The organism is Polymorphospora sp. NPDC051019 (assembly GCF_040683055.1).
In the GTDB taxonomy this organism is placed as follows: Bacteria; Actinomycetota; Actinomycetes; order Mycobacteriales; family Micromonosporaceae; genus Polymorphospora; species Polymorphospora lycopeni.
Map to the genome: position 1 here is coordinate 16,432 of NZ_JBFBCH010000040.1, position 12,174 is coordinate 28,605.

The window sequence follows — 12,174 nt, forward strand, 5'->3', positions numbered from 1 at the left end:
CAGTCCGGTGCGGAGGGCGTGGCCGGCGGCGCGTCGTCGGCCACGCCGGCCCGGCCCCGGCGACCGTCCACTTCGACCGGCGCGGGTCCCACGGCGCTCCGCCGGGCGGCTAACCTGTCGGGCGTGGCGGCGCGGTCCACCGTCGACCGCCGGCCGGTCGCCCGCGTCGCCGTGGACGGAGGCGTGGCAATGTCCGACCTGACCACGGCGGGAGCGGGCGCCGATCCCGCGGCCGCGCCGCAGGTGCCCAGCACCGCCCGGATGATCGACCACTGGCTCGGCGGCACCGACCACTTCCCGGTCGACGTGGCGGCCGCCCGCGCCTTCGAGGGGGCGTACGGGCCCTGCGCCGAGATCTTCCGGTCGCTGCGCGGCTTTCTCGGTCGTACCGTCCGGCACCTGGGCGCCGCCGGCGTCGACAGCTTCCTCGTCTTCGGGGCCGGCGTGCCGACCCGGGGCAACGTGCACGAGGTCGCCCCGGCCGCATCGGTCCTCTACACCGACATCGACCCGGTCACGATCGCGCTCGGGCAGCGGATCCTGGCCGGCAGCGACCGGGCGGCCTACACGTACGGCGACGCGACGGACCTGTCGACGATCGACCCGGCGCTGCTGGGCCGGTACGTGCCCGCGTGGGGCCGGGCGCCGGTGGGAGTGGTGTTCCTCGGGCTCGCCGCGTTCCTCGACGACGCCACGCTGGCCCGGACCCTCGACGACCTGTACACCGCCGTCCCGGCCGGCAGCCGGCTCGCGTTCGACTTCGACGGCATGGAACTGGCCGGCCATCCGCAGGCGCTGGCGCTGATGGGGGAGGGGTTCCACATGCGTGATCCGGCCGCGTTCCCCGACCTGCTCGGCCGGTGGCGGCCGACCGCCGACGGGATCGCCCCGGTCGCCCTCTGGCGCCCGGACGGCCCGCCGGAGGACGTCCCGGACGCCTTCCACGGCGGCGTCGCGGTGAAGTAGGGGCGGGTTCGACCGGCCCGCAGGGGCGCCGTCAGGCGGGTTCGATCCGCCTGGAGAGCGCCGCGGGTGGGTTCGACCCGCCTGGAGGTGGCGCCCGGCGGGTGGAGGCCCGCCGGGCGGTCAGCAGTCGCGCAGCTCGGGCGTCTGGTTGAGCAGTTGCCCGCGGGGCGAGACGAACCGCTGGTAGGTGGGGCCGTAGGCGGCCGACGGCCGGAACGCGGCGACCCGGTGGCAGTTCTGGAAGGCCAGCTTGACCTGGAAGTGCCGTTCGAGGCCGGTGCGGATGGCGTCGCTGGCCAGGGCGCGCAGCAGTTGGCCGCGCTCGGCCTCGCCGGGCGGCGGTACGACGTTGTCGGCGTAGTCCGCGTCGTCGGCGCGCAGTTCGGCGACCACCCGGCTGACGGTCTCCCAGGCGTACGGCAGGGAGGTGCGGACGCACTCGATGAACGCCTCGTCGTCGACCTCGCCGTACTCGGCGGCCTCCAGCAGTGTGGTGGGAACGGTGAGCGACATGGTCCTCCTCGGGTGACGCGCATCCTGCTGGCTTTGGGTAGCCGATCGAGAACATCACGTGACTGTCACTCACGTCAATTCCTTCGCTCGATAGTGAGTGGCCTATTGTCCTAGGATGCCCTACGGGGAGTGACGTACCGCACCCCGGCACCGCCGCGTCGCGGCGTACCCGGCAGCCGGAGAGGGGTCGGTTATAGTGGCTGCGCAACTGATCAGGACGGACGGCGACGCTGACGGCATCACCGCCACCGCCGTCCAGAGGCAGCCGTCATCCAGGCCCGTCACCACCCAAGTCCAGAGGGCGCCCGGAGGCGGGCCCGGTGCCGGCGGGTTCGGTGCGTACACCCGACCGCGGCGTGCGGGCGGGACGGGGGAGGAGCCACGGTGCCGCGTCCGCCGGCCGTCACCACCCACCGCGTGCTGACCGTCCCCAACCTGATCAGCTTCGTCCGCCTGCTCGGCGTACCGCTCTTCCTCTACCTGTTCCTGGTGCCCCGCGCCGACGTGGCCGCGCTCGTGGTGCTCGCGATCGGCGGCACCACCGACTGGGTCGACGGCTTCGTCGCCCGCCGGCTGCGGCAGGTCAGCCGGCTCGGCGAGGTGCTCGACCCGTTCGCCGACCGGCTCTACATCCTGGCCGTCCTCGTCGCCTTCACCGTGCGCGAGGTGGTGCCCTGGCAGTTCGCCGCCGCGCTGCTGGCCCGCGAGGTCCTGCTCGGCGGCTGCCTGCTGGTGCTGCGCCGGTACGGCTACGGCCCGCCGCCGGTGCACTACGTCGGCAAGACCGCCACGTTCCTGCTCCTCGCCGCCTTCCCGGTGCTGCTCCTCGCGGCCACCGTGCCGGCCGCCGCGACGGCCGCGTACGCGATCGGCTGGGGGCTGGCCTGGTGGGGCCTGGTCCTCTACTGGATCGCCGGCGCGCTCTACGTCGTCCAGGCCGCCGGCCTGGTCCGCGCCGCCCGCGCGGACGGCGGCGGGCGATGACCGACCGGGAACCGGGCAAGGAACCCGACGGTCGTGAGCCCGACGGCGGCGGGGCCGAGCAGCCGCGGACCTACGCCCCCGACTTCCTGACCCAGTTGTTCCGCACCCCGCTCGATCCCGGGTACGCCGACGCGGCGGCCCGCCGCGCCGAGGTCGGGCCGGTGACCGGCTGGCGGCGCAACACCCGCCGGGCGGCGATGGTCGCCACCATGCTCGTCGTCGGGGTGCTGCTCAGCGTCGCCTACCGGCAGACGATGCACGAGGAGCCCAGCCGCAGCCAGGCCCGCGCCGGCCTGGTCGGACAGATCAGGCAGAGCGAGGCGGACACCGCCGAACTCCAGCGGCGGGCCGAGTCGCTGCGCGCCGAGGTGGCCCGGCAGCGCGCCGCCGCCCTCGACGACCGGGACGCGGCCCGCCTGCGCGAACTCGAGGCGGTGACCGGCCTGGCCCGGGTGCGCGGGGACGGCGTCGTCGTACGGGTCGCCGACGGCCCCGCCGCGGTCGACGCGGTGACCGGTGCCGGTGGGGCCAACCTCGGCCGGGTGCTCGACCGGGACCTCCAGGACATCGCCAACGCCCTGTGGGGGGCCGGTGCCGAGGCGGTGTCGATCAACGGGCAGCGGCTGACGGCGACGTCGACGATCCGGGCGGCCGGCAGCGCCATCCTGGTCGACTTCCGCCCGGTCACCGGCCCGTACGAGGTCTCCGCGATCGGGCCACGGGACATGGACCGCAGGTTCAACGCCAGCGGCGCGGCCCGCCTGCTGCGTGCCGTCGCCGCCGACCACGGCATGTCGTTCGAGGTACGCCGGGTCGACGACCTGGACCTGCCGGCGGCCGGTGAGCCCCGGCTGCGGCACGCCGTACCCTCTCCGTCGGTGAGTCCGACACCGGTCTCACCCGGGCCGTCCGGCAGCACCGGGCAGCCCGCCGGCACCCCGTCGCCGTCCGGGGCGGGGCCGTCCACCAGCGCCCCCGGAGGCGGTTGATGATCGCTGTACTCGCCCTGATCGCCGGGGTGCTGCTCGGCCTGATACTCGACCCGACGGTGCCGCCCGCGCTGCAGCCGTACCTGCCGATCGCGGTGGTCGCGGCGCTCGACGCGGTGTTCGGCGGCATCCGGGCCCGGCTCGACGGGATCTTCGACGACAAGCAGTTCGTGATCTCGTTCATCTCCAACGTGCTGGTCGCCGGCGTGATCGTCTACCTCGGGGACCAGTTGGGCGTCGGCGGCCAGTTGTCGACCGGGGTCGTCGTCGTGCTCGGCGTACGGATCTTCGGCAACGTGGCGGCGATCCGGCGACACCTCTTCCGGGCGTAGGTTGGAAGCGATGACCGACCATCCCTACACCGGATCCGGCTGGCTGTCCCCGCGCGGTTCGGGGCCGTCCGACGAGCCCACCGTGCCGTTGCGTACCGGCGCGGCCACCCCGCCGCCCGGCACCGGACCGTCCGGGGCGCGGCCCCCGGCCGCCCGGGCGAGCGATGCCGGCGACCCGGCGGCCGACGAGCCGACCGTCCCGCTGCGGCGGGCGGCGGGTACGCCCATCCTGGCCACGGGTGCGCCGGCCGACGGCGGCGCGGGCGACCCGGACGAGCGGCCCCCGGCGGCACCGGCCGCCGATCCGGCCGAAACCGGCGCCACAGGTTCGGCCGCGCCCGGTTCGGAGCCGTCCGGTTCCGAACCGCCCGATTCCGAACCGCCCGGTTCCGGCCCGGCCGGTGCCGGCGACGCGCCGGGCGGTGACCGGCCGGTGGGCGGGGAGCCGCCGGCCGGCGGTCCGGGCGCCGCTGCCGGACCGTCCGGCGACGGGGCGCCGAAGCGCGGGATCAGTTCGGCCGGGGCCACGATCGCCGTGCTGCTGTTGCTGCTGGGCTTCACGATGGCCGTCCAGCTCAAGAACAACTCGACCGACTCGGGCCTGACCGCCGCCCGGCAGGAGGACCTGGTCCGCATCCTGTCGGACCTGGAGAACAGCGAGGAGCGGCTGCGGCAGGAGATCGCCGCGCTGGAGGAGAGCCAGCGGCAGCTGAGTTCCGGCGCGGCCGGCCGCGAGGCCGCGCTCGAGGAGGCCACCCGGCGCGGCGACGACCTCGGCATCCTCGCCGGTACCCTGCCCGCGCGCGGCCCCGGCCTGTCGATCCAGTTCTCCGCCGGCGGCCGGCCGGTCAAGGCGTCGGCGATCCTCGACGCGGTGCAGGAACTGCGCGGTGCCGGCGCCGAGGCGATGCAGATCACCGGCGGCGACGGGGCGTCGGTGCGGATCGTGGCGTCGACGTACTTCGTGGAGGCCGACGGGCGGATCGACGTCGACGGCCGGCGGTTGCCCGGACCCCACACGATCACCGTGATCGGTGACCCGCAGACGATGCTGACGGCACTCAACATTCCCGGCGGGGTGGTCGCGTCGGTCACCGGCGACGGCGGTAACGTGACCGTCCAGGAACACGAGGTGGTCGACGTGGCCGCCTTGTCTGAACAGACCGACCTGCAGTACGCGCGCCCCGGCACCTGAGCGGCCGGGCGCGACCCGTGCCGGCCCCGGCGCGGCAGACCTGCCCGTTCGACCACGAAGGACGATCCGTGATCCCTGACGAGTTGCGTTACACCGCCGAGCACGAGTGGGTGGCCGGTGCGGACGGCACCGTCCGGGTGGGCATCACCCACTTCGCGCAGGAGGCGCTCGGCGACATCGTCTTCGTCCAGCTGCCGGAGGAGGGTGCGACGGTGGCGGCCGGCGAGTCGTTCGGCGAGGTCGAGTCGACCAAGAGCGTGTCGGAGATCTACGCCCCGCTGTCGGGGCGGGTGGTGGCCCGCAACGAGCGGCTCGCCGAGAACCCCGAGGCGATCAACACGGATCCGTACGGCGACGGGTGGCTGGTCGAGATCGCGCTCGACGACCCGTCGGCGGTCGACGGGCTGCTGACCGCGGCCGCCTACCGGGAGCTGACCGAGAGCTGAGCCGGGTTCGCGCTCCCCGCGCGTCTGGTTGCCCTGCATTTCCGGGCTGGCTACGCTCGCTCAGTCGACCGAGAACCGATAGTTGCGCGTTGCGGAACGCATTCCCGGGCACGGGATAGCTGTCCGCTGGGTCGGTGGCATCCCCCAGCGGGTGCTCCCGGCACACCAGACGCCGACCGAGACAGATCCGTGAGGTGGTCCGCATGACGCGCCCAGACGACGAGTTTCCGCCGCTCGACGTCACGTCGACGCTGAACCTTGGTTCCCTCGACGAAGTGCTCGAGGGGCCTGACGCCGACGTGGTTCCGAGCCGGATGTCCGGGTCGTTGCCGCCGGGCATGGCGCTGCTGGTGGTCCGCCGCGGTCCGAACGCGGGTGCCCGGTTCCTGCTCGACCACGACGTGACGACCAGTGGCCGGCATCCCGACAGTGACATCTTCCTCGACGACGTCACCGTGTCGCGGCGCCACGCCGAGTTCCACCGTGACGGTGGCACGTTCACCGTCCGGGACGTGGGCAGCCTCAACGGGACGTACGTCAACCGGGAGCGGGTCGAGGCGGCGACGCTCAGCAACGGTGACGAGGTGCAGGTCGGCAAGTTCCGTCTGGTGTTCATCGCGGGTCCGCGCCCGGAGGAGGCCGGCCGGGGGTGACGCGGCGCAGCGAGCGTGCTTTCCGGTGGTCCGGGCGGGTGCCGGTCACCGGTCCGGGGAGTGAGGTGATGGCGTGAACGAACGTGCGGTGGCGGCATCTCACCCTGCGCCGCGGGCGCAGCCGCTGATGAGCATCGGCGAGGTCCTGGCGCAGCTACGGGTGGAGTTTCCCGACACGACGATCTCGAAGTTGCGGTTCCTGGAGGCCGAGGGGCTGGTGGAGCCGCAGCGCACCCCGGCCGGCTACCGCAAGTACAGCTGGGACGATGTCGCGCGGCTGCGGTTCGTGCTGACCGCCCAGCGTGACCAGTATCTCCCGCTGCGGGTGATCCGGGAGCAGTTGGCGCAGCGGGAGCGTGAGGACGCCGAGCCGACGGAGCGGCCCCGGCCGGCGCTGGTGGCGGTCGGCCCGACCGGTGAGGTGCCGGGGCGCGGCGGCGAGCCGGTGGCGGCGGAGCCGGTCGACGTCCGGCTGACCCGCACCGATCTGCTGTCGCGCGGCGGGATCGAGGAGCCGGTGCTGGCCGAGTTGGAGCGCCTCGGCCTGGTGGTGCCCCGGTCGCCGGGGCTGTACGACGCCGACGCCCTGGTGATCGTGCAGGCGGTGGTGGGGCTGGCGGCCTTCGGGCTGGAGCCGCGCCACCTGCGTGCCTACCGGACGTCGGCCGATCGCGAGGTGGGTCTGTTCGCCCAGTTGATCGCGCCGTTGGCCCGGCAGAACGACCCGGCGGCCCGGGCTAGGGCGGCCGAGACGGCGCGGGAGCTGGTGGGGCTGTCGCAGCAGTTGCACGCGGCTCTCGTCCGGACCGGTCTGCGGGCCCCGCTGGGCCGGTGAGCCGGGCCGCTCCCGGCGGTGCGCGAAGGTGGGTTGCGACGGGCGTGCCGTAGGCTCTGCGGGGTAAGCGGTGTGGGCGGCGGGAAACGGGCCCGATGCGCGGGAGACGGTCGTCGCGGGGCACGTGTACCGTGCAGGAGAAGTGCCCGGTGCCGGGGAAGCAGACAACGACACGGAGGCGGCGGTGCGCGAGCTGAGCGTGGTCGGGGTTCGGGTGGAACTACCCAGCAACCAGCCGATCGTCCTGCTCAGGGAGGTTGACGGCGACCGCTACCTGCCGATCTGGATCGGTGCGGTGGAGGCCACCGCCATCGCCTACGAGCAGCAGGGGGTCAAGCCGGCCCGGCCGTTGACCCATGATCTGTTGCGCGACATCCTGGCGGCGCTGGAGGCGCCCCTGCGGGCGGTGGAGATCACCGAGTTGAAGGACAACGTGTTCTACGCCGACCTGTTGATCGGTGACGGTCTGCGGGTGTCGGCGCGGCCGAGTGACTCGATCGCCCTGGCGTTGCGGGTGGGGGCGCCGATCCGCTGTACGGACCAGGTACTGACCGAGGCCGGCATCGTCATCCCGGACGAGCAGGAGGACGAGGTCGAGCGGTTCCGGGAGTTCCTGGAGCAGGTCCGGCCGGAGGACTTCGCCGGCTGACCTGACCGTTCGGCTGATCCGGCTGGCGCCATCCGGACCATACGCGGGGCGTGGTCGCCCATACGCGGCGTGTCGTGGCAAAGCTTGCCCGGCGCCCCTCCTTCTGAGCTATAGGGTTGGCCTGTCGAGGGGTGCACGTCCCGGAAACGACGTGCCACCGCACTGGCGGGGAGGGTGTCCGCATGCACGAGTCCCGAGAACCTGAGCCCGGTCCGTCTGATCATCCCGGGGTCGGCGGAGTGCCGGGCGTTGAGATCGCGTTCGACGACGAGTCGGTCGGCTACCGGGGTGTGACGGCGTGCCACGCGGCCGGGATCAGTTACCGGCAACTGGACTACTGGGCGCGTACGCAGCTTGTCGTGCCGAGCGTCCGGGACGCGTCCGGCTCCGGCACCCAGCGGCTCTACTCATTTCGTGACCTGGTCGTTCTCAAGGTCGTCAAGCGGCTGCTCGACGCCGGGGTGTCGTTGCAGAACATCCGCCGGGCGATCGAGGCGCTGCGTTCGCGCGGGGTCGCCGACCTGGCCGGCATCACGCTGATCTCCGACGGGACGACCGTCTACGAATGTCGGTCGCCGGAGGAGGTCGTCGACCTGCTGCAGGGCGGTCAGGGCGTTTTCGGCATCGCGATCGGCGGGGCGTTCAAGGAGATCCAGGGGTCGCTGTCGCACCTGCCCGCCGAACCGGCGGCCGGTGCCCGCTCGGTCGACGACCTGGCGGCCGACCCGGTCGACGAGGCCGGGCACGACGAGCTGGCGGCCAGGCGGGCCCGGCGGCGCGCCGGCTGAGCGGCGCGGACGGCCGCACGCCGACCGAGGGTCGGTTCGCCGGTGCGGTCGGGTGCCCTCCGGGCCGAGCGGCGTGGCCGACGGGCGGCACAATAGGGTCATGATCGACCCTTCGGCCCGGCCCGTTCCCGCACCGTCCCGGCGCCGTCGGTGGATCGTACGGCTGGTGATCGCCGTCGTGGTGGCGGTCGTCCTTGTCGTCCCGGCCGCGGTGGCGGGCAGCGGGAGCTGGATCAGCCGGGCCGCGCGGGGCCACGTGTACGACCTGGAGTCGGTGCCGCCGGCACCGGTCGTTCTGGTGCTGGGCGCGGAGGTGCAGCCCGACGGCCATCCGTCGCAGTTCCTCGCCGCCCGCCTCGATCTGGCCCGGCAGCTGTTCGAGCGGGGCACCGTCCGGGCGGTCCTGGTCTCCGGCGACCACGGCCAGCCGGAGTACGACGAGCCGGGCGCGATGCGTCGGTGGCTGGTCGACCACGGCGTCCCCGACGAGAAGGTGGTCCTGGACCACGCCGGCTTCGACACGTACGACTCGTGCCTGCGCGCCAACCGGATCTTCGGTGTCGAGCAGGTGATCGTGGTGACGCAGAGTTTCCACATCGAGCGGGCGGTCGCGGTGTGCCGGCAGGTCGGGCTGGACGCGGTCGGGGTCGGCGACGACTCGGTCAGCCGTTTCGAGCGGGCCTGGCGGTGGGGTTCGTTCCGGGAGCGGTTCGCCGGGGTGAAGGCGGTGTGGGACGTGTACACCCGCCGGGACCCGGTCTTCCTCGGCCCGCGCGAGACCGGCGTGGACGACGCCCTGCGCTGACCGCCTCGCGCTGACCGCCCACCCCGCGTGTCGCGGGCCGGCGCGCGCCGGCCCGCAGGCGCGATCAAGGACAAAGCGTGCCCGGTCTGTGTGGACCTGTCGCGCGACTTGTCCTTGATCAACGCGGCCCCCGGGTCGGAAGGCGGGGGCGGGGATTCGGGGGCGGGAGCCGCTCCCGGGGCGGAGACTGGGGCGGTGACGGGCGGGGGCGACCGGGCTGATCTGCTGCGCGGGGACGTACGTCAGGTCACGCCGATGGAGCTGTTCTTCGACCTGGTCTACGTCTTCGCCGTCACCCAGCTCACCGACCTGCTGCTGGCGGACCTGACCCCGGCGGGGGCGCTACGTACCCTGCTGCTGCTCGTCGTGGTGTGGTGGGCGTGGGTCGACACCGCGTGGGTGACCAACTGGTTCGATCCCGGGCGGGCCACCGTACGGCTGATGCTGGTCGCGGTGATGCTGCTCGCGCTGGTCATGTCCGCGACGCTGCCGCAGGCGTACGGCGACCGGGGGTGGTGGTTCGCCGGGGCGTACGTCGCGATGCAGGTCGGCCGGTCGACGTTCGCGGCGGTGGAGAGCCGCGGCCGGCCGGACCTGCGCCGCAACTTCCAGCGGATCACGGTGTGGCGGGCCGCGTCGGGGGTGCTGTGGCTGGCCGGGGCGTTCGCCGACGGGCCGTCGCGGGTGGCGTTGTGGACGGTCGCGGTCGTGGGGGAGTACTTCGCGGCGGCGTCGGGGTTCTGGATCCCGGGCTGGGGGCGGTCGACGCCGGCGGACTGGCGGATCAGCGGCCGGCACCTGGCCGAGCGCTGCCAGTTGTTCATCATCATCGCGCTGGGCGAGTCGATCCTGGTGACCGGTGCCGCCTTCGCCGGGCTGCGGTTCGGGCCCGCCGCCGTGGCCGCGTTCGCGGCGGCGTTCCTCGGCAGCGTCGCGTTGTGGTGGGTGTATTTCGGCCGGGTCGCCGAGGCGGCCGGCGGGGTCATCGACCGGGTACGGGAGCCGGGCCGGCTGGGCCGGTCCGCCTACACGTACGGCCACCTGCCGATCGTCGCCGGCGTCATCGTGACCGCCGTCGGTGACAAGCTGACCCTCGCCGGGCCGACCGGCCGGAGCGACCTCGCCGTCGTCGTGACGGTGCTGGGCGGCCCGGCGCTGTTCCTGGCCGGGCACGCGCTGTTCAAGCGGGTGGTGTTCGGGCATCCGTCGCGGGACCGGCTGGTGGCCGTGGCCGTGCTCGTGCTGCTGGCGCCGCTGGGGCTGCTGGTGCCGCCGCTGCCGCTGTCGTTGCTGGCGACGCTGGTGCTGGCCGGGGTGGCGGTGTGGGACACCCGGCTGGCCGGCGTCAGGGCCGGCGGGCGGTGAACGTGTGCTCGGCGTAGCGGGCCGCCACGGTGAAGCCGAGCCGGGCGTAGACGGCGCGGGCGGCGGCGTTGTCGGCCCGTACGTTGAGGGTGACGTGGTCGACCGAGTCGGCCAGCCGGTGGCAGAGCGCCGCGACGACGGCGGTGGCCAGCCCGGTGCCGCGGGCCCGCGGGTGGGTGGTGACGTTGCCCAGGGCGGCGACCCGGTAGACCGGCGACCACACGTGCACCCCGGCCACGGCGAGCAGTTCCCCGTCGCGGCGCAGCCCGACGTAGTGGCCGGTGTCGAGCATCCTCGGGTCGAACCAGTTGTCCGGGTACGCGGTCGCGTACAGCCCGGTCAGGTCGGGCAGGTCGGCGCGGGTCAGGACGTCGCCGGCCGGTCGCGCTTCGGCCAGCCGTACGGGGTCGGTCAGCGCCATCTTCAGGTGCGGGCCGTGGTCGTGGCCGGTGAACCGGGGGTGCAGCGCGGTCTCGGCGCCGGGGGACAGGTGGGCGTCGAAGTGCGCCGGGAGCAGCGGCGCCAGCCCGTGCAGCAGGTCGGTGAGCTGGTCGGTGCCGTCGTCGGGGTGCAGGGCGAGCACGGTCGGCACCGCGCCGCCGTGGTAGACCAGCGCGACCGCGTCGGCCCGCCGGTACCAGGTCGTGTACGGCCAGAAGAAGTCGTCGAGGTCGCCGAGCTGGTACGCGTACAGGGCGGGGTGGCGGGCCAGCAGGCCGGCCAGTTCGGTGCGGTCGTGGACGCTGCGTACCGGCATCCGGCCATGATCACACGCCGGTCGGCGGGCGCGCGGTCCGCCCGCCGGTGGCAGACTGCTCGGCATGGTCGACGAGGTACGTGTCCGCGGCGGCGGGAGCGGGCACCGGGTGCTCCTGCTGCTGCACGGGATGGGCGCCACGGGCGCGGTCTGGGAGGGCTGGCGTACGCCGCTGGCGAGCGGGTGGCCGGGCCGGTGGCTGGCTCCCGACCTGCCGGGCCACGGTCGTGCGGCGCCGCTTGGCGGATACCCGTATCCGGCCGTGGCGGCCGAGGTCGCCGCCGCGCTCGGACCCGGTGACCGGGTCGTCGTGCTCGGCCACTCGTACGGCGGGGTGGTCGGCCTGGCGCTGGCCGGCGCGGGGGTCGGCGTCGAGGCCGTCGTCGCGCTGGGCGTGAAGGTCGCCTGGACGCCCGACGAACTGGCGCGGATGACGGCGCTGGCCGGCCGGCCGGTCACCTGGTTCCCGTCGCGGGCCGAGGCCGCCGCCCGTTACCTGCGGGTCTCCGGGCTGGCCGGGCTCGTCGACGAGGCGGACCCGGCCGTCGACGCCGGCCTGGTCGAGCGGGACGGCCGGTGGCGGCTGGCGATGGACCCGGCTGCCTTCGCCGTCGACGCGCCGGACATGCCGGCCCTGCTCGCCGGCTGCCGGGCGCCGGTGGTGCTGGCGCGCGGCGAGCACGACCCGATGGTCGGCGACGCCGAACTCGCCGCGCTCGGCGCCCCCACCGCGACCCTGGCCGGGCTGGGGCACAACGCGCACGTGGAGGACCCGGCGGCGGTGCTCGACCTGCTCGCCCCGTACCGGTGAGTGGGCCGGGCCCCGGACGCCGGTCCCCCCCCCCCCCCGGGGGGGGCGGCGTGCGCCCCCCCGCGAACAAACAAAACCACAAAAAA

The 12,174-nt window shown here is 74.2% G+C and carries 15 protein-coding genes; 13 read left to right on the forward strand and 2 right to left on the reverse strand.

Going from position 1 to position 12,174, the window contains the following annotated elements; translation table 11 throughout:
• Positions 1 to 123: 123 nt before the first annotated feature.
• Positions 124 to 966 carry an SAM-dependent methyltransferase gene (locus AB0M79_RS35765; protein WP_364223092.1) on the forward strand — a complete coding sequence of 281 codons (843 nt, stop codon included), beginning with the start codon at positions 124 to 126 and terminating at the stop codon, positions 964 to 966.
• 120 nt (positions 967 to 1,086) lie between these two features.
• On the opposite strand, the gene AB0M79_RS35770 is transcribed toward AB0M79_RS35765, so the two are convergent.
• Entirely contained in the window at positions 1,087 to 1,479 is a 393-nt protein-coding gene (locus AB0M79_RS35770; RefSeq protein WP_364223095.1) for an SCO5389 family protein, read from the reverse strand.
• A gap of 384 nt (positions 1,480 to 1,863) precedes the next feature.
• Between AB0M79_RS35770 and AB0M79_RS35775 the strand changes: the two genes are divergently transcribed.
• The 11 genes from AB0M79_RS35775 (at position 1,864) to AB0M79_RS35825 (ending at position 10,520) form a co-directional block, all read left to right on the forward strand.
• Complete coding sequence (locus AB0M79_RS35775; protein WP_364223098.1) at positions 1,864 to 2,463, forward strand: CDP-alcohol phosphatidyltransferase family protein; 600 nt, start codon at positions 1,864 to 1,866, stop codon at positions 2,461 to 2,463.
• Positions 2,460 to 3,452, forward strand: coding sequence for a DUF881 domain-containing protein (locus AB0M79_RS35780; protein ID WP_364223101.1), 993 nt, complete (start codon positions 2,460 to 2,462; stop codon positions 3,450 to 3,452). The genes AB0M79_RS35775 and AB0M79_RS35780 overlap by 4 nt, the downstream gene beginning before the upstream one ends.
• Positions 3,452 to 3,784, forward strand: a complete 333-nt coding sequence (locus tag AB0M79_RS35785) for a small basic family protein (protein WP_357542122.1) — start codon at positions 3,452 to 3,454, stop codon at positions 3,782 to 3,784. The genes AB0M79_RS35780 and AB0M79_RS35785 overlap by 1 nt, the downstream gene beginning before the upstream one ends.
• A 202-nt stretch (positions 3,785 to 3,986) precedes the next feature.
• Positions 3,987 to 4,979: a DUF881 domain-containing protein gene (locus AB0M79_RS35790; RefSeq protein ID WP_364223128.1), complete on the forward strand. Its 993-nt coding sequence runs from the start codon at positions 3,987 to 3,989 to the stop codon at positions 4,977 to 4,979.
• Between the two features lie 68 nt (positions 4,980 to 5,047).
• On the forward strand, positions 5,048 to 5,425 hold the full coding sequence (gene gcvH / locus AB0M79_RS35795; protein ID WP_364223105.1) for a glycine cleavage system protein GcvH: 378 nt from the start codon (positions 5,048 to 5,050) through the stop codon (positions 5,423 to 5,425).
• Between the two features lie 203 nt (positions 5,426 to 5,628).
• Entirely contained in the window at positions 5,629 to 6,078 is a 450-nt protein-coding gene (locus AB0M79_RS35800) for an FHA domain-containing protein (RefSeq protein ID WP_212818098.1), read from the forward strand.
• 127 nt (positions 6,079 to 6,205) lie between these two features.
• Positions 6,206 to 6,913, forward strand: a complete 708-nt coding sequence (locus tag AB0M79_RS35805) for a MerR family transcriptional regulator (protein ID WP_364223131.1) — start codon at positions 6,206 to 6,208, stop codon at positions 6,911 to 6,913.
• A gap of 184 nt (positions 6,914 to 7,097) precedes the next feature.
• On the forward strand, positions 7,098 to 7,562 hold the full coding sequence (locus AB0M79_RS35810) for a bifunctional nuclease family protein (protein ID WP_212818100.1): 465 nt from the start codon (positions 7,098 to 7,100) through the stop codon (positions 7,560 to 7,562).
• A 182-nt stretch (positions 7,563 to 7,744) separates the two neighbouring features.
• Positions 7,745 to 8,350, forward strand: a complete 606-nt coding sequence (locus AB0M79_RS35815; protein ID WP_364223110.1) for a MerR family transcriptional regulator — start codon at positions 7,745 to 7,747, stop codon at positions 8,348 to 8,350.
• A 100-nt stretch (positions 8,351 to 8,450) separates the two neighbouring features.
• Positions 8,451 to 9,155: an ElyC/SanA/YdcF family protein gene (locus AB0M79_RS35820; protein WP_364223113.1), complete on the forward strand. Its 705-nt coding sequence runs from the start codon at positions 8,451 to 8,453 to the stop codon at positions 9,153 to 9,155.
• 195 nt (positions 9,156 to 9,350) lie between these two features.
• Positions 9,351 to 10,520 carry a low temperature requirement protein A gene (locus tag AB0M79_RS35825; protein WP_364223116.1) on the forward strand — a complete coding sequence of 390 codons (1,170 nt, stop codon included), beginning with the start codon at positions 9,351 to 9,353 and terminating at the stop codon, positions 10,518 to 10,520.
• Here the strand turns inward: AB0M79_RS35825 and AB0M79_RS35830 are convergent.
• Positions 10,501 to 11,277, reverse strand: a complete 777-nt coding sequence (locus AB0M79_RS35830) for a GNAT family N-acetyltransferase (protein WP_364223119.1) — start codon at positions 11,275 to 11,277, stop codon at positions 10,501 to 10,503. The two genes, AB0M79_RS35825 and AB0M79_RS35830, sit on opposite strands and share 20 nt — an antisense overlap.
• 64 nt (positions 11,278 to 11,341) lie before the next feature.
• Here AB0M79_RS35830 and AB0M79_RS35835 point away from each other — a divergent pair, with 64 nt between their 5' ends.
• Positions 11,342 to 12,088, forward strand: coding sequence for an alpha/beta hydrolase (locus tag AB0M79_RS35835; protein ID WP_364223122.1), 747 nt, complete (start codon positions 11,342 to 11,344; stop codon positions 12,086 to 12,088).
• Positions 12,089 to 12,174 lie beyond the last annotated feature (86 nt).

Coding starts and splice junctions, on each gene's coding strand:
- AB0M79_RS35770 (WP_364223095.1), bottom strand. CDS start 1,479: ATGTCGCTCACCGTTCCCACCACACTGCTGGAGGCCGCCGAGTACGGC.
- AB0M79_RS35780 (WP_364223101.1), top strand. CDS start 2,460: ATGACCGACCGGGAACCGGGCAAGGAACCCGACGGTCGTGAGCCCGAC.
- AB0M79_RS35785 (WP_357542122.1), top strand. CDS start 3,452: ATGATCGCTGTACTCGCCCTGATCGCCGGGGTGCTGCTCGGCCTGATA.
- AB0M79_RS35800 (WP_212818098.1), top strand. CDS start 5,629: ATGACGCGCCCAGACGACGAGTTTCCGCCGCTCGACGTCACGTCGACG.
- AB0M79_RS35805 (WP_364223131.1), top strand. CDS start 6,206: ATGAGCATCGGCGAGGTCCTGGCGCAGCTACGGGTGGAGTTTCCCGAC.
- AB0M79_RS35815 (WP_364223110.1), top strand. CDS start 7,745: ATGCACGAGTCCCGAGAACCTGAGCCCGGTCCGTCTGATCATCCCGGG.
- AB0M79_RS35820 (WP_364223113.1), top strand. CDS start 8,451: ATGATCGACCCTTCGGCCCGGCCCGTTCCCGCACCGTCCCGGCGCCGT.
- AB0M79_RS35830 (WP_364223119.1), bottom strand. CDS start 11,277: ATGCCGGTACGCAGCGTCCACGACCGCACCGAACTGGCCGGCCTGCTG.
- AB0M79_RS35835 (WP_364223122.1), top strand. CDS start 11,342: ATGGTCGACGAGGTACGTGTCCGCGGCGGCGGGAGCGGGCACCGGGTG.